Raw genomic sequence first — 24,392 nt, 5'->3', positions numbered from 1 at the left:
CAGGTGACTGGGTGGCACCTTCACCTTCACCGCTCAGGCCTGGCGTTCCGGTGGGAATCACGACGAACACGAGGCGGGGACTTTCATCTGGCCACCACCGGGGACCGTTACTCGGCCACCAGTGGGGACTTTCTCATGGCCATGGACACCCTGGCGCGCCCTGGCGTGGCTGGCGAACATCAGCAGATCCCTCGGATCGCCGCTTCGCGCCAGCGAGGTCGTGCTCTCCGGCGCCCTCGGCCCCATGGTCGCCGTCAAACCGGGCGCGACATACGCCGCGACGATCACCGGCGTCGGCACCGCATGGTTTTGACAACCTCGGCCAGTCGAGGTTGACAGAGCCGACTCGTCGTCCCCGCGCTTCTCAGGCAGGAATTCACTCGACCCGACATTGTTATCCAGCAGCCGATTTCGGCGCGACACCCAGATCAGCTCGTGATGCACGGGCAACTGCTGACGCTGCCGGCCTACTACTCGGCCGCGCTCATCGACTCGTCTGGGAGCGGGGCCGCGAACCCATCGGCCGGAGATAGGAAACCGTTTGCCGAACGGTCGTCAGCGTCATCCGTTGGCGCGTTCCCTCTGCTCGATCTTGGACCACCGGGAGACCGCTTGTGCGCGGTTGGCCGCACCCAGCTTCCGAAGGATCTGTTTCACGTGCGACTTAACGGTCCCCTCTGAGATGAAGAGCTGACTCGCGATCCCGGCGTTCGTTTCACCCGCCGCCATCAACCTCAGCACTTCCTGTTCCCGCCGAGTCGGCGGTAGCTCCCCTTCGGCTTGCCCGACCGGGAAGTCACCTATCCGACCCGAAGTGATCTCCGGGCGCTCACGGTAGAACCCGCTGGATCCCAGCTCAAATCCTGAAGACTCTTCAACCACCGACGAGATGCCGTTTGCCAGGCTATTGACTGCAGACTTCAGCTTGGCCATGCGGTCCAGGAGTGATGCACGCTGCAGCGCGTATCCGAAGCCTTCGGTGAAAATCGAGAGCATCTCGAGATCGAACTGCTCCATGTTCCGACGCTGAAAATAGCAATCCGCGTGAAGAAAACCGGCTACACGCCCTTCCGGCATGACGGGCGCGACGGCGTATGACCTCGAGAGTGTCGCATCAGCGATCTGACGATGAACGTGCGGACTTTGCAGGACGTTCGTGGCGATGAGGGGAACCTTTCGGCGCGCGCTCTCCGATTCGATAAGCCCCGGGCCCAGCGTCAGCGGATTTTCGTGACCGATCACGCGCACTTCCGCGGCCCACTGGGGGTCGCCAACGAAGTAGAAATTTTCGGGGATCCAGGACGATTCGTCGACACGCGAGAGGATCACTCGATCGAAGCCGAGGAGACAGACTGCAGCAGGGGTGCCCTCGATGAGCTCCGCGACAGAATTGACGCCGTGAAGACAAGCCAGCGCATCCCGAACTACTTTGAAGCCTGCCGTATGCTGTGCGAGCTGGGCCTCGTGGAGGTGATCCCCCGCTGTCTTGACCTTGATGAGCAGCTCGACCAAGTCGTCACTCGCAGCCAAATGCTCCGCGGCTGAGGGGTTTCCGCGCAATGCCTCCTTCGTCATAGCCGCAATGGTGGAAAGCATCTCCCCGGCCGCCTTGAAATCGCGAACTTCTCCGAACGGCATCTCATCCCAGGCAAGCAACCGCTGGGCCGTTGCTATCACCTCACGTATTTCACGCCGGTTTGCACTGAGAACCATGACCCCGGACGCGTCCCACGGATTACCGGGATCTTGGGCTTTCATGACTTCGATGCGCTGAGCATCAGCTTGCATGACACCTCCTCGTTCTACGAGCCATGAATTTCATTCGCGACCAAGTTCGGCCGGTGCTGTGCGTGCATCGAGGACCGCATCCCCAAACCAGCGACCACCCTGGATGACTTTGAACATGACCTGCCTCCTCCCGCGGGGACGTCGTCCCCGCGGCGACACAACGGTGGACGACCCGTCGCGGTCCACCGCCGGCGGGCGCCGCCGGCCCGCGGCCGCAGCCACTGCGGGACCGATCTTTCGCCGCTCCGGCGCGCGGCACAAGGGCACACGCAGACGGATCGGGGACTGTAACGTCAACGGTGTAACTCCTGAGACGTAGGAGGCTCCAGTGACTGAAGTGATGACGTCAGATGCGGTGGCCCAGGAGACCGACGGCCTGGACGCGGTCGATGAACAGTTGATGCGGCAGCTGACCGAGCGGGCACGTGCCGAGGGGCTGCAGCTGACCGGGGAGGGAGGTCTACTCGCGCGGCTGACCAAGGCGGTCTCGCGCGTGTTCTGCACAGTGATCGCGGCGAGGTACACCTTGACCGCGTCGGCGAGGCGAACACCGCCCGCCGCCGTCGGAAGCATCCGAACCCGCCCCATCTACCGGACCTCCACTTGCTACCGCAGATAGTTTCCCGAGTCGCCTCGGCGCGAAAGAGGTATCGAGCGAGGATGACTCAGAGGTTACCGCATATAGTGTGCTGCTATCTGCGGTAACTCCTTAGCGCCACTTTTCGCGGTTCCGTCCCTCGACTGCCGACTGTTCCGGGATACTGGGTCAGGACACCAGCCTGCGGGGTTGTCACCGTCACGGCCGGGTGGCCATTGATTGGGCTCGAACCCGTCACGGCAACCTTCGGGGTCGTCGCGGTGGCCGAATAACCACCGGACAGCAGGTACGCGGCCGGTCCCGCGACTGGATTGGCATCCTCCCCACCTCCGGAACCATCACGCTGACCGCCGGATGGCACAGACGGGCCCGAACCCGTCACCACCACCGCCGAAGTCGGAGAACTCGCCGAATAGACACCACGCCTGAGTAGGAAGCACCCTGCCGGGACAGCGAAGTCTGCCGGCTCCCAACGCACAACTTCCCGTCGGGCACGACCCGGCGGCGGCCACTGAAAGCCGCCTCGACCAGTTCCGGATACGACGATGTCACTACGTTCAGATTCCGGGACCACAGAACCGGATCACCCTGGCCACCGGCTGATGCCAGCAGTCCGGCAGCCGTCGTACTTGATTTCCGCCGCCCAAGATCCGCTGGATTCACCCTCGGGCGGTGCGGCCAGGGTCGCCAACATCGGAGCAATCAGCCCCCCGCCGGTCGGCACCGCTCATCCGCTGATTGTCCGCCCCGACGAGGCATATCCGTGGTGATTTACTTCCTGCACGACAATGAAGCCGATGGCCTTCCGTCGCCTGGGCAGTAGTCTCTGCCTGGCTGTAACCGGAGCAGAAGGAGTACACACGTGGCGCGGAAAATGGTCGTGGAGCTGGTCGACGACCTCGACGGAACTCTCATCGAGGCCGGCGAGGGCGAGCACATCACGTTCTCGGTGAACGGTGTCGACTACGAAATCGACCTCAAGACGAAGAACGCCCGAGAATTCCTCAAGACGATGGACTTCTACATCGAACATGCCACCAAGGTCGGCGGCCAGAAGCGCCGTCCCGGAGCGGGCGCGGCGCGGTCCCGGTCGCAGGCCCGGGACGTGCGGGAGTGGGCGGCCGCGAACGGCTACGAAGTGTCCGCGCGCGGCCGGATCCCCGCCGACGTCCAGGAATCGTTCGACGCAGCGCACTGACCCCATTTCGCCACCAGGCGGCCGGGCTCCGGCTATGGCGCAGGTACGAGGTACTTCACCCGGATGCTGAACGGATATTTCCCTGGCGCCTCGATCGTGGACTCGATCAGTGCGCGGTCATCCTAGAAGCTGAGGATGATGAACACCGACTTCCCCTCAGGGTGCACCAGCACCCGGTCTCCTACCTCACGAACCCTCCGTGCCCGCACCGCCGAAGGCCCAGGTCCACGGCGATAAAGTTTGCGCCCCGGCAAGGCTTCCCTCCGAGTCGGGGCACCCCTAGACTAGCTCAATTCGAATGTATGTGCGGATAGACTGGGTGGGTGAAGTACGAGGAAGCGGCGGATCGGTGTCCGAGCAATCACCTGCTGATTAGTGGGCGGTGCCTCGTCGGCTGGGAGGTCTGCGGGTGCCCGGCCGCGGCGGCCAAGAACTCGGGGCATCGCACGTTCTTCTGTCGCAATTAGGCGGAATTGCACTAGATGCAACCATTCGGCTGGCGATTGTGGGGCGTCTTCGTGGCAGGTCGCAGGGTCCCGGTCCCTCGCTCCGCAACTGTCTTGTCTCATCGAAAGTGAGGCAGAGTCAGGGGCTTGACCTGGTGTGCCTCAGATTGGTGAGACGCAATGATCGCGTTTTGTCTCATGATGTTGAGGCATGTCATCGAATTGCGGCGTGTGGGTCGTGGTGTTTGGTGAACCAGCCGAACAGCGGGTCGTAGGGACTGTTTTCGGGGTGGTACTCGATGCCGAGGTGTGTGTCGATGTCCTGCTGGAATCGTGGGAGGTCGTCGGTGTCGCCTGAAGCGGGTCGACGCCAGTAGGGAGTGGCGAGTACCCGGGCCAGGTCGACGGTCTGCGGATAGGTCACGACCGGTGTGATGGGGTCGTCGGGACGTAATCTGCCGGTGAGTGGAGGGCGGTCGACAAGTGCGCGGATCAGCCGTGCTCGGCCGCGGTCGTGGAAGGCGTGCCGGGCCCAGAGCGCGGTGATGTGGGCCGCTTCGGCGAACGCGTCGGCGGCGGTTCGGCGCCCGTGGCGCCGGGCCAGCCGGTAGTGGCGGCGTTGAGCGTGCAGAATTTCGGGAACGGCGCTGACGTCGAGTTGCGGGACGCCGTGGCCGCGGACGGGTGGCCCGATCCAGATCCGGTGTGTGGGGCAGATATTGACCTCGGGAGGCTGCCAGGTGGTCGCGAATCGGAACGCGTCGCGACGGGCGGCGCAGTGCCGGCAGACGGTCCGGCGGGTGAGTAGGGGTTCTGGTGGGTGAGCGGTCGGAGTCGACGCGATCCGTAGTTCGGGCAGGGCGTGGCTGAGGCTGCGCGGGGATCGGCCGGTTGCGGCGGCCAGGCCGTGCAGGGTGATCGGTGCGCGTGTTCGGCGTGCGCCGGTCAGGTGGGCGCCGAGATCGTCGGGGTGGAGCTGGTTGGCGGTGGCGAGCCGGTAGAGGTAGGAGGCAAGGGTTTCCCGGTGGAACGGAGGCACGGGTCGAGGCAGACGGGAAGGTGGGGTGAGTCGGGTGCCGAAGGGGAACATCAGGCGGCGCCGTTGCGTGCGGACTCGGCGGCGTGGTCGACCGGGATGGAGTCGAGGAGTTTGCGGGTGATGGCCTCTTCGCCTTCCAGAATCGCCAGTTGGGCGGCGGCGCGGACCAGGTGTGAGAGGCTGCCGATCATGCCGCCGGTGCGCCGGTGCAGGTAGCGGGCATGGCGAGTCAGCGTCCCTGGCTCGTGACGGTGCAGACGCAGCGCGTCGTCGAGGGTGGCGATCAGGGCCTTCCATTCGGCGTCGCAGGGGAACGGGCCGGTGTTGATCAGCACACAACGCCCGGCGATCTGCTTGCCACGCACCCCGGTGAACAGCCGACGCTCGATGTCGATCCCGGCGTAGACGAACGTTGCGGGCAGGTGCTCCGTGAAGTATTTGAGGTGGTCGGACATGTCCTCGCCGGCGGAGGTGGCCAGGTTCAGGTTGTGCAGTTCGTCGACCAGTACCAGGTCCACCCGGGCCGCGATCATGACCTGGCAGACCGCGTCGGCGATGTCGGTGGTGTTGTAGCCGCGTTTGACCGGCGGCAGGCCGAGGAAGCGGGCGAACTCCATCGCCAGTTTGCGCGGCGATCCTTTCGGTGGGGTGGTGACGTAGACGACCGGGATGCGATCGCCGGAGCGCTCGGGATAGCGTTGCCGCACCATCAGCTCGTGGGCGCGGCCGAGCTGTTTGAGGGCGGTGGTCTTGCCGGTGGTCTGTGGACCGGACACGATCAGCCCGCGGCGGGCGCTGATCTCGCGCCGGTTGAGCAGGGTCAACAACCGGCCCTGTCGGGCCACGTCACGCAGCGTTGACGTCGCGACGATGATCATTTCCGAGTGATAGTTCAGCCGTGCCTCGTCGTAGGCGTCCTTGTCTTGCTCCGACAACTTCGCCCACCGCTGTTCAGGCAGCAGGTCGAAGTGGGCGGCGGGGGTGTCGACGAACCGTCGCCACCCGGCGAGTGTCATCGTCGGCTCCCGCCGGTCGGTCTCGAGTCCGGAGTCGAACTCGTCCGCCGGATCGTTGATGTGACCGGCTACCACCATTTCTTGGCCTCCTCACGGGCGTCGAAGACCCCGAGGGGGATCACGTCCGCCATCTGACCGTTGTCCTCGTCGTTGTCCTCGTCGTCATCCCATCGCGGCGGGGGCCCGGACACCGTCGGCGGCAGTGTCCGATCGGCCGCTGCCACTGCTCTGGTCCGGCCGGCGACCCGCTTGTCCTTCTTGGTCGGCTTCTCACGTGCGGGACCGCGTTCGGCGGAGTCCAGCAATGCGGCTGCGGCGCTCGCGATCTCGGCTTCCGTCACCGGGTCCTCACCGCGGCGGGCCAGCATCTGTCGGGCGTGATCCCAGGCCTGTTCCCCGAACGGTGTCGGCCCGACCCGCAAGTGGGTCCACGGGGCCTGTATCCAGCCGCCGTCGTGATGATTGCGGACCCAGATCCGGGTGACGTCGTAGGGGTCGTAGTGCACTTCCCACAATCCTTTTCGCGCGTTCACCCCGGAGTGCTGGCGGCGGTGGGGAGTCAGCGCCGCGCAGTCGTAGGTGCGGCGTCCGATCTTCACCCCGTAGGCGTTGATCGCCCGCCAGACCGCCGGCAATAATTCGATGTAGTCGTCGGCGGTCAACGGCACCGGCACGTATCCCGCGGTTTCCACCAGCGCGGCATACATCTCGTTGGGGGTCAGCGCCTTGCCGGGGATCAACGGATGCCGCAGCCCGTCGTGGGGACGGTTCTGCCAGGTCGAGACGAGCCACTCGTCGAGCAGCTGTTGCAACTCGACCATCGACCACACGGCGCTGTCCTCGGCGCCTCGGCCGCGGCGCTCGACGCTGCTGCCGACATAGCCCGCGACGTACTGCGCGAACAGGGTGCCCACCGCGGAAAAGCTCGTTTCGACGGTGCCCTTCTCCCACGGGGAGCCTTCGTGGGAGGGTTGCAGGTTGATGCCCATCGCTCGGCAGGCGTTGCGGAATGCCTGTGACATGTAGACCATGCCGTGATCACACACGATGGTCTCCGGCACGATCACCGGCCGCGCGGCGGCGTGCTCGAGCCGTTGATCGATATCGGTCAGTCGTCGGTGCGGCAGCACCGACCGCGACATGCGCAGTGCATCCGACCAGCCCGGCCGCATCGGCTCCGGGGTCATCGCCCGCGCCAGCAGCAGCGCCGCATCCACCGCCTTGGTCGTCGGCCGCAACACCGCCGCCGGGACCGACCGTGTGGCCACGTCGACGATCCAACTCAACTCGACCCGGTCGACCATCCCGTTGTCCAACACCACCCGCACGTCCAACGGAGTCGAGTCGATCTGCGTCCACTCACCCGGTCGCAGCGCGGTGACCGTCCCGAACGGGCCGTCCGGCCGCTGCGCCAACGAGCGACGCGTCCGCGCCGAACCGAAGGTGTGCTTGCCCGCCGAGATCCGCTCGACCAGCCGATAGAACGTGGCCCGCGCCGGCATCACCGACGCCGGATCGACACCGTGCTCCTCGACGAGGATCTGCTCCACCCGCCGCCGCAGCCGAGTGACCGTCCCCGTCGACTGGTTCGTCTGTTCGAGCACTGCCCGGTCGATCGCGGCGAGCACACGCTCGTCGGTCCGCGCGCCCGCCTTACGGGTCGAGCGGTGGTCGATCAAACCCCACACACCGTGTTTCTCGTAGGCCAGGCGACAACGCTGAAACGTGCTCAACGCCAATTCATTGCCGTCAAGAGAGAGCTCGTTGACCTTCGCCAACTCGCGCTGCCGCAGACTGTGCACCGCCGGGTCGTACTCCGGTCGAGGCCGGGCGGCCCGCCCCGCTTCCGGTGGAACGCCCGCGATCACCTCGACGATGTGGTGTTCCCACCATCGCGCCTGCTCCACCATCTCGGGGGCGACACCATCAAATAGCCCTCGAGGCGGCAACGCCGCCACCCGGGTCACCACCCGAAACCCCGGCGCGGACAGCAACTCCGGCAACCCCATACTGCGCTCGCCGCCGGCCACATCGACCAACCGGACCTCGGTCCCCGATAAGCCCGTGACCGTGTAGGCGGCCCCGTCGACCTCAATCTCCTCGCCCACCCGCAGCTCAGCCGGCCGCGACACCGTCATCGGCCACCCCCAGCCACCCTGACCACAGACTCCCCGGTCAAGGGCGCCGACACCAGGTCGGCAACCAGGACCCCGGTCCACATCAGATGAAACAACGACGGCAGCATCGCGAGCCGATCGCCGACCCTCTCCACGCCAGCCACCAGCGGTGACGGGTGGGAAAACACCTCCACCAGCATGTCGCGGTGGGCATCGTTCAGGCATCGGCGATGCCGATACCCGGCCAGCCATCGCACATTCGCCGACAACACCGGGTCCACCGTGCCCACCCGGCGATAACCCCAGCCCACCGACTCACACGCTGCGGCCGTGACCGCGAACGCCGCGGCATCCTCGTCCTTGATTCGGTCGTCGGCGCGCACATCGACCACCACACCACGGCCGTCGACCATCCGGACGAAGAAGTCAGGGGCATGGCGACGGGTCTTGCCGCCCGACTGCCATGACAGCCAAAACGGCTGCGCCGCGAACGACCTCACACGCGGTGAGAAGTCCAGCATCATCAGCTGATCCCGCTCCAACCACGACTCGTACCCGACATGGCGTTCCATGCGGGCAGCGAAATACTCACCCGAAAAACTCCGCTGCCCCCGATAGGAGGGGAACTGCCGCACCGGCGGCACATCCTCGAACCGCGTCGCCCAGCACATCGCCAGCGCGTCCCGACGCTCAACCACACCCGCCGAACCGACCTCCAAGAACCGCAGCTCGAACCCATCCGCGTGATGGATGATGGCCGTCGCCGCCGCTACACCCCTCGCCACCATCACAACCCTGGACTCGACGCAGCACGAACAGCCCAAAGTAGAACACCGGGTGCCTCAACTTCGTGAGACGACACGCCGAATGCCTCAGATTGATGAGACTGCCTCAAGTTCAATGAGACGGGACAGCAACCTTGGGGCTCTGTGGACGCCGGTCTGCAGCGGAAACTCTAGACGCATCTATGTTGCATCTGATACAACGACATTGTGGCAGATATGGTCGCCGGTTCGGCGGGATTGTCGTTGGCGGCGAACGTCGTTCATCTGGACCCCAAGCCGGCCGTGTTCGAGGCCATGCTGGCGGGGTGGACGGATCAACAGAAGGCGCGTTTTCTTCGAGTCGAGACCATCAAACAGCGGATCGCGATGATCCGGCGGTTCACCGACTTCAGCGGTCAGTATCCGTGGGAGTGGCTGCCCAGCGAGGCGGATGCGTATTTCGCGCAATTGAATTCGGGGCCGACCCCGGCTGCGGTCTCGACTGCCCGCGGCTACCAGATCGCGTTGCGGATGTTCTGCGACTACCTCGTCGATCAGCGCTACGGATGGGGCGCGGTGTGTGCCGAACGGTTCGGTGCGACCCCGGTCCAGATCCTGCATGCCTGGAACACGGTGGTCCACGTCTCGGAGTTCGAGGGCCGTGCTGGTCGTCGGGCGTTGTCGTACGATGAAGTCCAGTTGCTGTTCGATGCCGCCGACGAGGAGGCGGAACGTATCCGCCGCATCGGCCACAAAGGCGCATTGCGGGCAGTTCGTGATGCCGCCTTACTCAAGCTCGTCTATGCGTTCGGGCTGAGACGGTGCGAGGTGGTCGGCTTGGACCTCACCGACTTGCGCGTAAACCCGAAGGTCGGCAGTTTCGGCCGCTGTGGAGCACTCTTCGTTCGCCACGGGAAGGCGTCCCGAGGTGGGCCGCCGAAGCGGCGCACGGTGTTGACGGTCCCGGAGATGGACTGGGTGGTCGGCGTGCTTGATCATTACCTCGACGAGGTAGGGGTTCCGGTAGTAACGGCGCAGAAAACAACGAAGTTCGCGTAGCGGCTGGTCGGGGTGAGTTATCGGTTGCCGGTCCGGTCGGGGCCGAGGAGGCTGGTGATGCCGCGCATGGCTGCCGGTGAGGGTTTGAAGTAGCGGCGCAGGTTGTCGGGTTTGCGGTGGCGGGACTTGGCCATTAGCTCGAGCAGGCTGGCTCCGGCCTCGCCGAGATGCGTCAGGCTCGAGTGTCGGAGTTCGTGCAGGTCCCAGCCGGTGCCGGGTCCGTTGGTGGCGGTGGCGGCGTCGAGCAGGGCGCGGGCCTGGCCGTAGGACAACCTGGCCAGGCCGGTGTCGGGGCAGATGTCGCGGTCGGCGACGGCTTTGCGGGGTCCGGGTCGGCGGTGGGTGACGAACAGCGGTCCGCGGGTGCGGCCCTTGGTGAGGCGTGGCAGGAGCCGGGCGGTGCCCGCGTCCCAGTACACGAGCTCGTGCGCGTACTCGTGATGGGCGGCGCCGCGGCGGCGGGTGCGGGGCTTGGCGCCCTTGGACTTCACCGGGCAGCACCGCCCGGCCAGGTCGAGGTCTTCGATGTTGACCTGGAGCAGTTCCTCGGTGCGGGCGCAGGTTTCGTAGAGCATCCGCCACAGCGTCTTCTCCCGCAGGTCGATGTCGCGGCGGGTGATGAGCCGGTCGATCGCGGTGCGCGAGCGCACCGGGGCGGCCGAGTCCGGCGGGGTGGAGCGTTTCACCCACGCGGGGACCGCCGGAGCGGTGTGTCCGTGCTCGCGGCACCACGCCAGCCAGGACGCGACCGCGGCGCGGCGGGCGTTCCAGGTGTTGACCGCCGCGTCGCCCCACAGGGTTTCCAGGGTTTCGCCGATCTCGTCGTCGGCGACATTGGCCAGCGGCCGGGCCTCGCCGAGCCTGGCGGTGGTCTTGTCGACGGCGATGGCGTAGGAGCGGCGGGTGTTCGGGGAGCGGATCGAGTCGAGGAAGCCGTCGCCGGCGGCGCGGACGGTGATCCCGGACGACAACATTGTGACCTCCCCGGCCTGCTTGCCGCAGATAATGGGGCCGCTTCGCGCACCGCCGGAGCGGAGTCGTCGCAGGCCGGGTTTCATGGTGCCATAGATAACAGGGTGTTATCTGTGGGATCAGTCGGCGGCGGGTCGGTGGACGCCGCCGGCGGCGGCGTTGACGGCTTCGGCGAGGGTGGGGTGGATGTGGATGGCGGCGGCGAGTTGGCCGTAGGTGGCGCCGCAGGTCATGGCGATGACGGCTTCGTGGACGAGGTCGCCGCCGTCGGGTCCGGCGATGTGGCAGCCGAGGATCCGGTCGGTGGCGGCGTCGGCGACGAATTTGACCAGGCCGCGGGTGTTGCCGATGGCGCGTGCTTTGGCAACGCCGGTGAAGTTCTGGCGGCCGATGATCACGTCGTAGCCGGCTGCGCGGGCGGCGGGTTCGGTCAGGCCGACGGCTCCGACTTCGGGGTCGGTGAACACCGCGTGCGGCACGACACGTCCGGTGGTGGTGCGGTCCTGGTCGCGGTAGACGGTGCGGTAGACGATGTCGGCGTCGTCGCGGGCGGTGTGGGTGAACATCGGCCCGCCCCGCAGGTCGCCGATCGCCCACACGTTGTCGGCGGAGGTGTTCAGGGTGTCGCCGACGGTGAGGAAGCCGTGCGGGTCGGGTTGCAGGTCGAGGTGTTCCAGGCCCAGGGCGTCGGTGTTGGGGGTGCGCCCGGTGGCGAGCAGCAGGTGGCTGCCGGTGATCTCGGCGGTCTCGGTGCCGGTGCAGCCGATCCGGATGTTGCCGGCCGTCCCGGCGGCGTGAGTACAGGTGGTGGCGGTCGCGACAGTGATGCCGTCGGCAGTCATGCCGTCGGCGACGGCGGCGCTGATGTCGGGGTCTTCCCCGGGCAGCAGCCGGTCGGCGCGCTGGACGATGGTGACCTCGGCGCCGAATCGCCGGAACATCTGCGCGAATTCGCAGCCGACGTAGCCGCCGCCGACGACGAGCAGGTGGGCGGGTAGTTCGGTGAGGTCGAGCAGCGTGCGGGAGGTGTAGTAGGGCACGGCGTCCAAGCCGTCGATGGCCGGGAGGGTGGTGCGGGTGCCGGTCGCGAGGATGATCCGGTCCGCGGTCAGGGTGGTGCCGTCGACGGTGAGGCGCCGGTTACCGGTGAATTGTCCTGCGGCGTGGTAGAAGTCGAGGTCGGCGGATTTTTCGACGGCCCGATACGATCCGGCCCGGATGGAATCGACGAGGGTGTTCTTACGCTCCACCACGGCGGCCAGGTCGACGGTGACCGGACCGCCGACGCGGACGCCGAACTCGGCGGCGCGGCGGGCCTGATGGGCGACGGCGGCGGAGGCGATCATCGTCTTGGTGGGGATGCAGCCCCGGTTCAGGCAGGTCCCGCCGAGCAGTTCCTTCTCGACGAAGGCGACCCGGCCGTGGCGGGCGGCGCGCAGCGCCAGTGGCAGCCCGGACATTCCGCCGCCGAGCACGAGGGTGTCGTAGCGTTCGGTCATTGCGGGCGCCCTTCCTCGATGACGGTCGTCGGGGTGCAGCAGTCGACGGGTGCGGCATCGGTAACGCGGCGCCGGATCATGCGGTGAGCGAGGACGGTGACGGCGGCGGTGAGCACGGTCAGTGCCGCGATCGTCGCCATCAGTGGTGTGTGGTTCTGCAGCCAGGTGCTGGCGGTGGTGGACAGGGCCGCGAATCCGTTGGTGCCGGTGGTGTCGCCGGTGACGGCGGGCAGCCAGTACCAGGCCAGGTAGGCGCCGGTGAGGATGAGCACGGTCGCGGTGATGCGGGTGCCGTGCCGGGCGAGGGCGGCGAGATGGTGGGTGAGCGCGGTACCGGCGGCCGCGGCGGCGAGGCTGACCAGCAGCAGGATCGTCGCGGCGCCGAGGGTGTAGGCGACGAACACCGCGAGCAGCGCACCCCAGCCCGCGGTGGCCTGGGCCTGGGCGATGACGGCCAGCAGCACCCCGAACGTGCACGACAGCGACGCCGCGGCGTAGCCGATCCCGGCGAGGACGATCCCGGTTGTGCCGCCCGGCCCGGTGGCCGGGCGCAGCGCTCGGGTGGGCAGTCGCAGACCGAGCACGCGGCCGGTGAACATGACGACACCGAGCAATACCAGGGCGACACCGACGACCAGACCGAGCCACGGCGCGGCGCTGATCAGCGCGCGGGCACCGGCGCTGATGGCCAGCCCCGCCACGGCCAGGGTGCCCGCGAACCCGAGGGTAAAAGCGACGCCGGTTCGCAGCGCCCGCGCCGTGCGTACCCCGAGCGGTTCGGTGGCGGTGTCGCCGAGGGTGTGGGTGATCCAGGCCGGCAGCAGCGCGAAACCGCACGGATTGACCGGGGCGAGCATGCCCGCGGTGAACGCCAAGGCCAGCAGCCCGTTCACCGGTCCCCGGCCTTCGCCAGCGCGGCGGTGATCTGATCGGCGGACGGGTCGGCGGCCCGGTAGGCGACCGCACCGCCGGGGTCGACGACGAGCAGGGTCGACAGGGCGGCCACGGAGTACCGCTTGGTCAGGGTCGCATCGGTGTCGATGACCGCGGGCACGGTGTCGGTCCCGGTTTGCTGCTGGAAGTCGGTGACGACCTGGGCAGGTTCGGCCGGATCCATGTCGACCAGGACGAAAGCGGCGGTGTCACCGAGTTGTCGCGCAGCCTGCGACAGCGACTTCGCGCCGCCCACGCATTCACCGCAGCCGACCGAAAAGAAGAACATCGCCGTCGGCTTGCCGCTGGGCACGGTCACCGGCGCCCCGGACAGCGCGGTGACCGTGACGGGGTCGGTGGCGGCGCGGGGCGAGGCGGTGTCGGTGCCGCAGGCAGCCAGCACCGTGACCGCCAGGGCGGCGAGCGCCGCGCTCACCGTGCGTCGGGTGATCGGCGTGGTCACGGCTGGGAACTCCGATCGGTCGACGCGTTGGGCTGATGCGATCGGCGGGTGCCCAGCAGTCCGCGGACTGTCCCTCGCTGCGGCGGCTTACGACGGCGCGCGGTGTAGCCGACGGCGGCGAGGACCATCACCGCGGCGGCCACGATCGGTCCCCAACTGCGCAGCGCACCGCCGAGGGCGGTGAGCGCACCGGCCGCGATCAAGGCCGGTCCGGCGCAGCACACGATCATGGCCACGGCGGCACCCACCACCGCGAGCGGGCCGCCGATCCCCGTGGAGTTGTTGCGTACGTTCATCATTGTCCTGCTCCGTTCACACGAGCGGTGTCGATGCGGGTGCAGCAGGTCAGCGCGGCGGCGTTGTCGGCGGCGAGGGAGCGGGCCAGCATCACCAGGTCCGCGACGCGTGGGTCGCCGACGGAGTAGCGCAGCTTCTTGCCGTCACGGCGCGCGGTCACATAACCGCAGTCGGCCAGGCAGGACAGGTGCACCGACACCCGCGGCTGGGAGATCCCGGCATGCTCGACACACTCCGCGGAGGTGCGCTCGGCGGCCAGGATGAACTCCAGCAGCTTCAACCGCGTCGGATCCGACAGCGCGCGAAAGAACTTCGCCGTCGCATCCAGGTGCGTGCAGGCCGTCTCGCCACCGGGCGCGGTGACGGCGGCGGTCGTGGACCGGGGCAAGGGGATCGCCTCCACAAGAAGAAAGTTGAACTATTCGGATAAGCGCATAGTATGATGTCCGGAGATATTCGTCAACGCGAATAGCAACCTGTTCCGTGACCGGAGTCCCCCAGCAAGGAGAACCCGCCGTGACCACGACATCCCCGCGCGCCGATCTGGCGATCATCGGTTCCGGTTCGGCGGCGTTCGCCGCCGCCATCGCCGCGGTCAACCTCGGCAAACGGGTGGTGATGGTCGAGCGCGCCGCGATCGGCGGCACCTGCGTGAACGTGGGCTGCGTGCCGTCGAAGGCGCTGCTGGCCGCCGCGGAGGCCCGGCACACCGCGGCGAGCGCCGACCGGTTCCCGGGGCTGGCGGCGACCGGGGCACCGGTGGACTTCGCCGAGCTGATCGCGGGCAAGAACGCGCTGGTCGACCGGCTTCGCGGCGAGAAGTACCTCGACCTGGCCGCCGACTACGGCTGGGAGATCGTCTCGGGAACCGCCGTCTTCACCGGTACCACCGACGCACCGGTGCTGCGGGTCGAGCAGGGGGCCGATGGCCCGCGGGTGATCGACGCCGATCAGTACCTGATCGCGACCGGCGCCGCGCCGTGGGCGCCGCCGACCGACGGGCTCGCCGAGGCGGGGTATCTGACCTCGACCACCGCGATGGAGCTCGACGTCCTGCCGGGGTCGCTGATCGTGGTGGGCGGCAACGCCATCGGTCTCGAACAGGCACAGTTGTTCGCCCGGCTCGGCACCCGGGTCACGGTGATCGAGGCCCTGGATCGGCTGGCGCCGTTCGAGGAACCCGAGATCTCCCGGGCCATCGCGCAGGTGTTCGCCGACGAAGCCATCACCGTGCTCACCGGCGCCACCCTCGACAAGGCACTGGCCGAGGGCGGCGAGAAACTCGTCACCGTCCGCACCGCCGACGGGGCCACCACCGAACTGCGGGCCGCCCAGCTGCTCATCGCCACCGGCCGCCGCCCCGACACCCCCGGATTGAATCTGGCGGCGGTCGGGGTACGCACCGACGACCGCGGCGCCGTCGTCGTCGACGCCCATCAGCGCAGCAGCAACCCGCGGATCTGGGCCGCGGGCGACGTGGCCGGCGGCCCCCAATTCGTGTACGTCGCGGCGGCGCAGGGCACACTCGCCGCCGGCAACGCCCTCGGGCACGCCGGCCGCACCCTGGACTACACGGCGCTGCCGCGGGTGACATTCACCAGCCCGGCCATCGCCGCGGTCGGCCACACCGACAGCCAAGCCGCCGCAGCCGGATTACGGACCGAGTCGCGGCTGCTCACCGGTGCGAACGTGCCGCGTGCCCTGGTCAACCGGGACACCCGTGGTGTGGTCAAACTCGTCGCCGAGGCCGGGACCGGGCGGGTGCTAGGCGTGCACGCCGTCGCCGAGGGTGCCGGGGATCTGATCACCGCCGCCGGGTACGCGATCACCGCGGGCATGACCGTCGACCAGCTCGCCCGCACCTGGGCGCCGTATCTGACCATGGCCGAAGCGCTGAAACTCACCGCCCAAACCTTCACCGCCGATGTCGCCAAGCTGTCCTGCTGCGCGGGCTGAGGACCGGATCGAGCCGTCATGAACACACCGGTGATGACCATCGGAGACCTGGCCCGCCGCACCGGAGTGCCGGCGAAAGTACTACGCCGCCACCACGACCTGGGCCTGATCTACAGCCTCGGCCGCAGCCGGGCCGGATACCGGCTCTTCGACGAACACGCGCTGTGGTGCGTCGAGGTCATCGCCACCCTGCGCGGCCTCGGCCTCACGGAGGCCGAAATCCGTCAGCTCGCCGCCACCTGCGACGACAGCGCCCGGCCGGTCGGACCGCAGCTGGCCGAACTACTGGCCCGCTCCCGGACCCGGATCGAGGACCGCATCCGCGACCTCGACGAGCAGCGCCGCCGCATCGACGAGTTCGAACACCACCACCACGACGCGTTGACCCGGGCGACCAGCCACGACCGAGCCGCCGCCCCGCCGTGGGTGCCGGATCCGAGGACATGCGGCTGCGGCGCTTGACCTTCCCTGCGGTGGCAAGCCCGACACTCGATCCCACACCCGTGACTACACGCTCCGAGGGGACACCAGCGATGACGACCAACCCGTTCGCCACCACCATCGTCGACACACTGTTCGACTCCACCGCCAATACGGGAACGAACCTGATGGGCACCGCGATGCGGCTGCTCGCGGCCGGTGAACCGATCACCATCGAACAGCTCGCTACCGCCGCCGGCGCCAGCGTCGCCGACGTCGAGAACGCGCCCGCCGCCGCGGACATCGAATACGACGACCGGCACCGCATCCTCGGCTGGGGCCTGACCCTCAATCCCACCCCGCACCGGTTCACCGTCGACGGCCACCAGCTCTACACCTGGTGCGCCGCCGACACCCTGCTGTTCCCCGCCATCATCGGTCGCCCCGCCACTGTCGAATCCACCTGCGCCGCAACCGGAACCACCATCCGACTGTCCGTTGACCCGGCCTCCGGGGTCAGCGGCCTCGACCCGGCCACCGCGGTCATCTCTGTACCCGGCCCCGACGAACTCGACCCGACCCGGGTCCGCGCCACCACCTGCAACCCCGGCCGCTACTTCGCCACCGCCGTGGCGGCCGCCGACTGGCAGAGCCGGCACCCCACCGGGCTCGTGCTGCCCGTCGCCGACGCCTACGCCCAGCTGCGCCCGATCAGCGACCGCGTCCTCACCGCCACCGAACCACCACGCTGTCGCTGACCCAACCCAGGCCACCGATGTGCCCAGCTACGCCCCAGCACCCTCTCCCGGAAGGTGGTAGCCGGCGGTCAGAAGAGGGTGTCGCGGACCCGCAGCGGCCGGTACCCGGTGGGGCCGAGCTGGGCCAGTTCGGCGTCGATGTCGACCTCGATGGCGCCGAAGAAGTTGATGTTCTCGCTGTGCGCCGGAGAAATGTGCGCCAGCACCTCGTCATCGATGCGCCGCCCGGCCCGCCGCATCTGTTCGGTCGCCAGACCGTAATACTCCGTGGTCCAGGCGATGACGGCGTTGGTCGCCAACGTGAGGCACCATGCCTGTTCGGTCTGTCCCTCCAGGTGCCTCGCGCGCACGGTTCCTTCATGCGCGTAGAGCAGGTCGCGGCGGAGCGCGTGCAGGGATTCGCCCTTGTTGAGCTGGCGGGAGATCTTGCGTCGATAGCCCGGGTCGGACAGATACCGGGCGGCGTAGATCGTGCGCCGCAGCGCCCCGTACTCCTTGAGCGCCGCCGCGAGGGCGTTCTGCCGGCCCGACGCCGACAGCTTGCCGACCAGCAGCGACGCGGTGGCGTGCCCGAACTTCAGCGACCCGGCCAGCCGGAGCAGGTCGTCGTAGTGCTCGGCGATCAGATCGAGATTGCACCGCCGGGTCAAAAGCGGGCCCGCGTGCGGGAACGCGGACTCGACCTGGGCTCGCGGCGCCGCCCGGTACAGGGTGATCCGGCCCAGGTCCCGGATGCGGGGCGAGAGCTGCAACCCGAGCAGGTCGAACAGCCCGAAGTTCACCAGGGTGACGCCGTGCGTGTCGGTCGCATGCTCGGTGATCGGCAGATCCGTTGCATTGCCGAGGATTTCGTCCAGCACGTAGTGAGCTTCACGTCGCGTCGCGACGATGACCTTCGTGCCGTAGGTGGCGTGCTGATCGGTGACATGGGTATACGTGCTCAGTCCTTCGTTCGCGAAATAGCGGCTCAACGCCCTGGCGGTGACCGATTTGCCACGGGTCGGGAACCGCTGCCCATCACTGGAGGACAGGGTGCCGGCCCCGAAGATCGGGGTCAGCGGCAGGCGTTGGTGGTAGTCGATGATCGTCAGGTTCGCCGCCCGCAGCGTCTCCTCCCGCACATACCACTCCGAAGTCCAGGCCAGGATGTCGTAGGAGATGCCGGAGGCCTCCGCCATACGGGTGAGACCCAGGTTGGTGGAGTAGGCCAGCAGCACCGCGATGAGATTGCGCTTCAACTCCGGGGTGCGGGACTGCTTACCGCCGGCGTGGGTGAAGCAGTCCAGGTAGCCGGTGCGTTTGTCCAGCTCGATCAACAGCGACACGATCGGCGCGAACGGCAGCATCTCCGTCAACTCCTGCTTCAACGCCACCGCTTCGGCCGGAACGTCTTCTGCCGACAGCGGCGAGACCACCAGGTCACCGGCCTCATCGAGACGGACCGGGCCGTCGCCGTCGGCGAGCACCTTCTCCAACTCGCCCATAGCGTCGTGCAGCTCGTCGGTGGCGGTCGCCAGGGCGCGGGCCGGATCAGCGGACTTGCCGACCAGGCGGCAGAACTCGTCACGCTGCGGCCCCCACGCCTGCGGGGTCAGCAGGTAAACGGCCGGGTCGGCGTAGCGGCGCGACCCCGGCACGAACACGTCGCCGCTGCGCAACCCGTCCCGCAGCCCCAGCAGCACGCACAGCTCCCAGTAGTGCCGATAGGCGGTGGTGTTGCCGGCTTTGCGGGCCTCGTCGAGGTAGCCGCGCCACTTCGTCGGCACGAACCCCGTCGGCGCGTCGTCGGGCACCTTGCGGGTACCGGTCGCATTCAGCGCCCGCAGCATGTGCACCCCGATCAGCAGCTCGGTCGCCGCGGTGCCGCCGGCGAACCGGACTGTCGACAGCACCTGCGGGGTGAACTGCCGCAGATAGGAGTACGAGCTGTCCAGAGCGGCCAGGTGCCCGTGATCGCGCGGCAGCCGAGGCTTGGCCTGCGCGACGGCGGCCCGCAACCGCTCCCATCCGATCCGATCGCCCCGGATCAGGCCGCCGATCTCCTCGTCAGGGATCTGCGTGTCGGTGATGATGGCCAGCAAGTCGTCGAGCAACCCCTGCCGATCCTCTCCGGCCTTACCGCGCTCGGCCAGCTCGTCGCGCATCCGGCGTTCGGCTTTGCTCAACCTGGCCGAGATCGCCTGATCGAACAGCTGCACCACCTCGTCGAGCACATCGGTGGCCGACTGCGCCAACACCGTGAGCAGGATCGGGTAGCGGCGTTGCGGATCCCGGCGTTCCAAGGCTTGGCCCGTCAAGCGTCGGCCCACAGTCGCCAGGAACCGCCGCCGCTCCGCCGGCAGCACCGACATATCCAGCTCATCCGCGCCCAGGATGCGCAGGAACATCAGCTTCTCGACCTCGGCCTTCACCGCGGTCGCCGACGCCTCCACCGGGCCGGTCGACAACCACCGCAACCGCGACATCCCGATAGACGAGTCGACGACCAGCAACGCATCCAGTTCCTTACACCGCTGCGGCGTGAACACGCGCGCCAACCGGTCGTACGTCTCCCGCTGCGCCTGCGTGCGAGCATGCGCGACCCGGCGGACCACCGTGTCCGGGCCCGGCCGGATCACCCGCGCCGAAATCAGGTACTCACACGCCAGCCGGAACAACAGCGTCGGCGAATCGTGCTCCATCGCCCGCGCCAGCAGGAACTCATCCAGCTCCTTCAACTCCATCGACCCGGCAGGCCGCCACCCCAGATACTGGGCCACCAGCCGCACATGCTCGGTCCGCGTCTGCGCCCGCTTGCCATACGAACGAAGCTGCGCCGCATCTACATTCAGCTGATCCGCCAACCGGGCCACCGCCACCGGCGGCGCCGCCGACACCCTGTCCGGCACGAACCCCAGCCACGGCAAGGTGCACAACGCCACCGCCAGGCCCAGACGGACCGCAGGGCCCCTGCCCTGCGGAGCAACGAACGCCAGATCCGCCGGGGTCAGCGTGAAGTACCGGAACAACTCCTCACGACTGATCTCCGGGAACTCCCGCAGGCGCTGCAACTCCTCGTCCGCGAATACCCGCGTCGCCACGAACCCCAGCCTCCAACACGCCGACCAACCTCATCGGCGCCAAGCCAAGCACCAACCACCCCGGCCCGCAGCCCGAACCGAGAAATCACCGCCGACCAGGCACTACGCGAACATCGTTGTTTTCCGTGCCATTACTACCGGGACCCCAGGTACGCCCACACTTCGGTGTCGGGAAGCACCCAGCATTGTGGGTGACCGAACGATGCGGTCGGGTGTCCCCGCGCACAGTGAACGAGGCGTTCGCGCGAGCCAGGGACCTTGCGGACCTGCCGACCGAGCTGGATTTGCATTCGCTGCGGCACTCATACATCACCCACCTGATCGAGTTCGATTACCCCGAACGATTCGTGCAGGACCAGGTCGGCCACGCGTTCGGTAGCACCACTGCCTTGTACACCCATGTGTCCGACGAGTATCGGAACCGGCTTCTCAGGGCCGCGTTGGCCAAACGTGATGTCGAGTTGTGGGAGCGTGAGTCGTGATCAAGAAAATGGGCTACGAGTGGCGGCTGCGCCGGATGATGGCAGACCGGGAGATGTACCAGACCACCGATCTGGTGCCGTTGCTGGCCGAACGCGGAATCGGGCTGTCCCGCGAACAGGTGTTTCGGTTGGTCACCCAACCGCCCCAAAGACTTTCGATGGACGTCCTTGCCGCCTTGTGTGACATTCTCGGCTGTTCCCCGAACGATCTGATCGAGATCAAGGTGGAGAACGCGTCGATGCCCAAGAAGGCAGCAGCAGGTGGGGCCGGCCGGTCGGCGCCGGTGGCTCGGCGCACGACAATCCGGCGGCCACCGGGCGCGAGCGGATGACGCCCCGCCCGTGTTTTACGTGCAGCACCTGCGGAAACCACCGGCCAGCACACAAGTGGACTCCATCTGGACCGGTTTGCTCGAGGTGTTACCACCGCGACCACCAGGCGCGGCGCCGGTGCGGGCAATGCGGAGAGCAGCGACGCATCGTCCGGCGAGCCACCACAGACCATCCAGATCAGTGTTCGCGCTGCCGTCCGAAACCCGAACCGAACGTCCAATGCGAGACCTGCGACAGGTGGGTGCACGCCACGCGGAAGCAGTTGGCTGTCGAGCATTTCCACTGCGCGATGTGCATGTGGAAGGCCTCCCGGAAGCCGAAGGAATTACCCCAACCGAAGAAGCCACCGATACGTCCGCGGCGACCGCCCGAGGTCGACTGCTCCCTATGCAATCGTCGGATAACGACAATCCTCGCTGCCTGGCCTGTCGGCCCCGTGTGCGCGTCGTGCTACACCCGTGTGCGCGAAAATCCCGCGCAATGCGCCAGATGCTCCCAACGCCACGTCCTGATCGGAATCGACGACGCCACGGGGGAGCGAATCTGTGGGCCGTGCGCCGGCTCGCGCTACGACTACCGATGCCGGCGGTGCGGTGAACCCGGACGCGTTTACTCCGCCGGCCGATGCTTCCGCTGCTGCCTGGAGGACCGGCTCCGCGAGATGCTCGGGAATGAGCGCGGCGACATCTCCACAGAATTCCAGCCGGTCTTCGACGCACTCCTCGGGGCCGAAAAGCCGCGCAGTGTCCTCGTATGGATTGGGAAAAGCGCTGCCGCGCAGCTTCTCTCCGAACTCGCGAAGTCGGAGCAGCCGGTCACCCACGGACTGCTCGATCGAATGCCTCCGACCCGGGCAGTTCATCGTGTGCGCGACATGCTCGTGCAGACCCACGTGCTACCCGAGCGGATGGAGTACCTCGACCGGGTCCTCCCGTGGCTCGAGCACACCCTCGCTGGTCGCCCGGACGGCCACGCACGCTTGATTAGGCCCTACGCGCAGTGGCACCTGCTGCATCGCGCTCGTCGGCGGGCGCAGCGCCGCGAAGTCGACATCACAGGTACGGCCGCTTTTCAGCTTCGACATGCGCTTCGTGCGGTCCTCGAGCTGCTCGACGCACTCGACGAGCAGGAGCTGACTCTGGAGTCGATGCGACAACACCACCTGGATCGATGGCTCGCTGCCGGATCCTCGAGCCGCTATCTCGCGAGGGGCTTCATCGCTTGGGCGGTGCACAGGGGCATGGCCGCCGACGTGATGATTCCGGCTCCTCGTGTCGGTCAACCTTCCATGTTCGCCGAGACTGACGACTACCTCGATCAGTTGCGTCGGTGCCTGACCGACTCGGCGATTCCGCTCGATCTTCGGGCCGGCGGCGCTCTCGTCCTCCTGTTCGGGATGAGAATTCGGGATGTCCTTCGCCTGCACACGGATCAGCTGTGCCATCGAGGCCGGGACCATTACTTACGTCTGGGAGATCACGAACTGCTCGTACCTTCGACGTTGGGACAGCTTCTCGAGCAGTTGCCGCAACCGGCATCGCCTCGATCGGTGCTATCTGTGCCTGTCGAAACGGTGCTGATGTTTCCGGGCCATAACCCACGGACATCGATATGGCCCGGCCTTTTCGGTGCTCGACTGAAGCAGCACGGCATCACCCCTCGTGCCAGCCGGAACACTGCGCTGATCACCCTCGCCGGTGAACTGCCCGCCGCCGTCCTCGCTGACCTCCTCGGACTTCACAGCGCCACCGGTGTGCGGTGGGCCAAACGCGCCAGACGGGACTGGACCGCCTATCTCGCCGAACGCCGTGAGGATGCGTCCGCTTCCAGTAGCACCGCGGACCGTCAACTGCCGTAGCCCCGCGCCGTAACGGGCGTGGCGCGTTTTCCCACCAAACCGGCTAGGACGCTCGCTATCACTTTGGGGAAGGCCTCATCGGTCATCGATACCGGTCCATGAGACGCGTTTGGTCTGCGAATACTGCACGTTTCGAATACCGCCCTACCACCAGCCGTGTGCGGGGAGACGGTGCGGATCCCGCCCTGCGCCGGTGCGCAACCACAGGCTGACCGGTGGTTCACCCTCCCCAAGTCCGACTGACTGAGGAATCCTGACTGGGAATCGCGGCCGCGCGGTCACCTGTCGGTGGCGATCCGTAGACTCGGGTTCGTTCTGGTGAGCATCCCCCCATTCATGTTCCCGGAACCCCCGTGCCCCGGCGTCATCCCCCCCGACGTCGGGGCACACTCATGCGCACCGGCGGACGAGAAGAGCGAGGGATGACGGAGTCGAGGCCAGGGCGGATCCCGGTGGGTGATCCCATCGCGCTGCGCTTCGACCCGGAGACCAAACACCGACTCGACGAGATGGCCGAGGGCATCGGCCCTCGCCGGTTCGGGGCGCTGATCCGCGTCGCCTGCCGGCGACTGGTTACCCAGCCCAAAGCCGTCGGCACCCGCCTCGCCGAGGCGCGGCGACTCTCGGCAGCGCGGCGGGCGATTCCTCTGGTCATGCTCACGATCAAGCTGGAGCCGGATACCGCGCGAAAGTTCACGGCGTTGGCCGCCCGGTACGACACCACGGTCAGCGCACTCATGCGGATTGCCCTGCACCGTTTCCTGGAAACCCCCGGCCGTTACAAACATCCGATGCTCCGCGAGGCGGAGCGGACCGGGCTGTCCGAGAAGGTCGAGGTGATGGTCAACCCGTCCAGCAGGCAACAGATCTGGCGTCTCGCCGGCCGGCACGGGGACAAGCTCAGCACCGCGCTTCTTCGGGTTGCTCTTCGGCGCCTGCTCGATGAGCCCGGTGACCTCGCGGGGGACTTGGAGGAAATCGCACCGTTGCGTGATCTTAGGCCCGAAATCTTCTCCGCCAGGGTGAATGTGCACTTCGACGCCCCGCTGCGGGACAGGCTCGACGCCTTGGCCGCACGGCTGGGGTCCGATCGCGCCGAGTTGATGCGTCTGGCCGCGCAGCGTGTGCTCGAGGCCCCCGGAATGATCGAACAGGCAGTGAACAGCGAGATCTTCCGCAGCGAGAAGAACAGAGCGCCTCTCATGGCCCGCCACGCCCGTCGTCAGGCGCGGCGCCGCACACAGTCGGACTGATCGACCGGACACGCTCCGCCCCACACGAACTGATCGACCACAGCCGCCGGTCGGTGTGTGGGG

The 24,392-nt window shown here is 67.5% G+C and carries 20 protein-coding genes and 3 pseudogenes; 11 read left to right on the top strand and 12 right to left on the bottom strand.

Annotated elements, in window-relative coordinates:
* Window positions 1-145: 145 nt before the first annotated feature.
* A pseudogene (locus tag GFS60_RS32380) lies at window positions 146-313 on the top strand (2-keto-4-pentenoate hydratase); the annotation flags it as partial.
* A 248-nt stretch (window positions 314-561) separates the two neighbouring features.
* On the opposite strand, the gene GFS60_RS32375 reads toward GFS60_RS32380, so the two are convergent.
* Window positions 562-1,788, bottom strand: coding sequence for a LuxR C-terminal-related transcriptional regulator (locus tag GFS60_RS32375; RefSeq protein WP_159928374.1), 1,227 nt, complete (start codon window positions 1,786-1,788; stop codon window positions 562-564).
* A gap of 340 nt (window positions 1,789-2,128) precedes the next feature.
* Here GFS60_RS32375 and GFS60_RS38765 point away from each other — a divergent pair.
* Window positions 2,129-2,275, top strand: a pseudogene (locus tag GFS60_RS38765) (IS256 family transposase); the annotation flags it as partial.
* A gap of 973 nt (window positions 2,276-3,248) precedes the next feature.
* Window positions 3,249-3,584, top strand: coding sequence for a histone-like nucleoid-structuring protein Lsr2 (locus tag GFS60_RS32365; protein WP_159928372.1), 336 nt, complete (start codon window positions 3,249-3,251; stop codon window positions 3,582-3,584).
* A gap of 660 nt (window positions 3,585-4,244) precedes the next feature.
* Here GFS60_RS32365 and GFS60_RS32360 read toward each other — a convergent pair.
* From GFS60_RS32360 to GFS60_RS32345, 4 genes are read right to left on the bottom strand one after another with little or no spacing between them, the layout of a single operon-like run.
* Window positions 4,245-5,069: a TniQ family protein gene (locus GFS60_RS32360; RefSeq protein ID WP_159928370.1), complete on the bottom strand. Its 825-nt coding sequence runs from the start codon at window positions 5,067-5,069 to the stop codon at window positions 4,245-4,247.
* Between the two features lie 50 nt (window positions 5,070-5,119).
* Window positions 5,120-6,163, bottom strand: coding sequence for an ATP-binding protein (locus GFS60_RS32355; protein WP_159928368.1), 1,044 nt, complete (start codon window positions 6,161-6,163; stop codon window positions 5,120-5,122).
* Entirely contained in the window at window positions 6,154-8,223 is a 2,070-nt protein-coding gene (locus GFS60_RS32350; RefSeq protein WP_159928366.1) for a Mu transposase C-terminal domain-containing protein, read from the bottom strand. Before GFS60_RS32350 ends, GFS60_RS32355 begins: the two co-directional genes overlap by 10 nt.
* Window positions 8,220-8,990, bottom strand: a complete 771-nt coding sequence (locus tag GFS60_RS32345; RefSeq protein WP_159928364.1) for a TnsA-like heteromeric transposase endonuclease subunit — start codon at window positions 8,988-8,990, stop codon at window positions 8,220-8,222. Before GFS60_RS32345 ends, GFS60_RS32350 begins: the two co-directional genes overlap by 4 nt.
* Window positions 8,991-9,203: 213 nt before the next feature.
* On the opposite strand from GFS60_RS32345, the gene GFS60_RS32340 reads away from it, so the two are divergent.
* Window positions 9,204-10,025, top strand: a complete 822-nt coding sequence (locus tag GFS60_RS32340; RefSeq protein ID WP_328799852.1) for a site-specific integrase — start codon at window positions 9,204-9,206, stop codon at window positions 10,023-10,025.
* A 17-nt stretch (window positions 10,026-10,042) separates the two neighbouring features.
* On the opposite strand, the gene GFS60_RS32335 is transcribed toward GFS60_RS32340, so the two are convergent.
* The 6 genes from GFS60_RS32335 to GFS60_RS32310 all read right to left on the bottom strand — a co-directional run bounded on the left by GFS60_RS32335 (window position 10,043) and on the right by GFS60_RS32310 (window position 14,577).
* Window positions 10,043-10,999, bottom strand: coding sequence for a tyrosine-type recombinase/integrase (locus tag GFS60_RS32335; RefSeq protein ID WP_159928360.1), 957 nt, complete (start codon window positions 10,997-10,999; stop codon window positions 10,043-10,045).
* Between the two features lie 117 nt (window positions 11,000-11,116).
* The gene (locus tag GFS60_RS32330; protein WP_010596918.1) at window positions 11,117-12,496 is read right to left on the bottom strand and encodes a dihydrolipoyl dehydrogenase family protein; all 1,380 of its coding nucleotides are present in this window, start codon (window positions 12,494-12,496) and stop codon (window positions 11,117-11,119) included.
* The gene (locus GFS60_RS32325; RefSeq protein ID WP_010596917.1) at window positions 12,493-13,389 is read right to left on the bottom strand and encodes a cytochrome c biogenesis CcdA family protein; all 897 of its coding nucleotides are present in this window, start codon (window positions 13,387-13,389) and stop codon (window positions 12,493-12,495) included. The genes GFS60_RS32330 and GFS60_RS32325 overlap by 4 nt, the downstream gene beginning before the upstream one ends.
* The gene (locus GFS60_RS32320) at window positions 13,386-13,892 is read right to left on the bottom strand and encodes a TlpA family protein disulfide reductase (RefSeq protein WP_010596916.1); all 507 of its coding nucleotides are present in this window, start codon (window positions 13,890-13,892) and stop codon (window positions 13,386-13,388) included. The genes GFS60_RS32325 and GFS60_RS32320 overlap by 4 nt, the downstream gene beginning before the upstream one ends.
* Window positions 13,889-14,191: a hypothetical protein gene (locus GFS60_RS32315; RefSeq protein WP_236603605.1), complete on the bottom strand. Its 303-nt coding sequence runs from the start codon at window positions 14,189-14,191 to the stop codon at window positions 13,889-13,891. Before GFS60_RS32315 ends, GFS60_RS32320 begins: the two co-directional genes overlap by 4 nt.
* A complete protein-coding gene (locus tag GFS60_RS32310) occupies window positions 14,188-14,577 on the bottom strand; it encodes an ArsR/SmtB family transcription factor (protein ID WP_159928358.1) in 390 nt (129 codons plus the stop codon). The genes GFS60_RS32315 and GFS60_RS32310 overlap by 4 nt, the downstream gene beginning before the upstream one ends.
* Window positions 14,578-14,705: 128 nt before the next feature.
* Here GFS60_RS32310 and merA point away from each other — a divergent pair, with 128 nt between their 5' ends.
* The 3 genes from merA to merB all read left to right on the top strand — a co-directional run bounded on the left by merA (window position 14,706) and on the right by merB (window position 17,323).
* Window positions 14,706-16,145: a mercury(II) reductase gene (merA, locus tag GFS60_RS32305; RefSeq protein WP_010596913.1), complete on the top strand. Its 1,440-nt coding sequence runs from the start codon at window positions 14,706-14,708 to the stop codon at window positions 16,143-16,145.
* Window positions 16,146-16,178: 33 nt separating this feature from the next.
* A complete protein-coding gene (locus GFS60_RS32300; protein WP_236603604.1) occupies window positions 16,179-16,607 on the top strand; it encodes a MerR family transcriptional regulator in 429 nt (142 codons plus the stop codon).
* Between the two features lie 71 nt (window positions 16,608-16,678).
* Window positions 16,679-17,323 carry an organomercurial lyase MerB gene (gene merB, locus GFS60_RS32295; RefSeq protein WP_010596911.1) on the top strand — a complete coding sequence of 215 codons (645 nt, stop codon included), beginning with the start codon at window positions 16,679-16,681 and terminating at the stop codon, window positions 17,321-17,323.
* 68 nt (window positions 17,324-17,391) lie between these two features.
* Here merB and GFS60_RS32290 read toward each other — a convergent pair whose 3' ends face one another.
* A complete protein-coding gene (locus GFS60_RS32290) occupies window positions 17,392-20,403 on the bottom strand; it encodes a Tn3 family transposase (protein WP_159928356.1) in 3,012 nt (1,003 codons plus the stop codon).
* A 146-nt stretch (window positions 20,404-20,549) separates the two neighbouring features.
* Between GFS60_RS32290 and GFS60_RS32285 the strand changes: the two are divergent.
* The 4 genes and pseudogenes from GFS60_RS32285 to GFS60_RS32270 all read left to right on the top strand — a co-directional run.
* Window positions 20,550-20,885, top strand: a pseudogene (locus GFS60_RS32285) (tyrosine-type recombinase/integrase); the annotation flags it as partial.
* Window positions 20,882-21,217 (top strand): helix-turn-helix domain-containing protein, encoded by a 336-nt coding sequence (locus GFS60_RS32280; protein ID WP_159928354.1) that lies wholly within the window; start codon window positions 20,882-20,884, stop codon window positions 21,215-21,217. The pseudogene GFS60_RS32285 and the gene GFS60_RS32280, both read left to right, overlap by 4 nt.
* A 662-nt stretch (window positions 21,218-21,879) precedes the next feature.
* Window positions 21,880-23,076, top strand: a complete 1,197-nt coding sequence (locus GFS60_RS32275; RefSeq protein WP_159928352.1) for a hypothetical protein — start codon at window positions 21,880-21,882, stop codon at window positions 23,074-23,076.
* Window positions 23,077-23,498: 422 nt separating this feature from the next.
* Window positions 23,499-24,329: a ribbon-helix-helix protein, CopG family gene (locus GFS60_RS32270; RefSeq protein WP_159928350.1), complete on the top strand. Its 831-nt coding sequence runs from the start codon at window positions 23,499-23,501 to the stop codon at window positions 24,327-24,329.
* The last annotated feature ends 63 nt before the right edge of the window (window positions 24,330-24,392 follow it).

Origin of the sequence: Rhodococcus sp. WAY2 (genome assembly GCF_009859915.1) — a bacterium.
Taxonomy (GTDB): Bacteria; Actinomycetota; Actinomycetes; order Mycobacteriales; family Mycobacteriaceae; genus Rhodococcus_F; species Rhodococcus_F oxybenzonivorans.
Note: the sequence above shows the minus strand (reverse complement) of the source record. Positions and strands in the feature narration are given on the sequence as shown.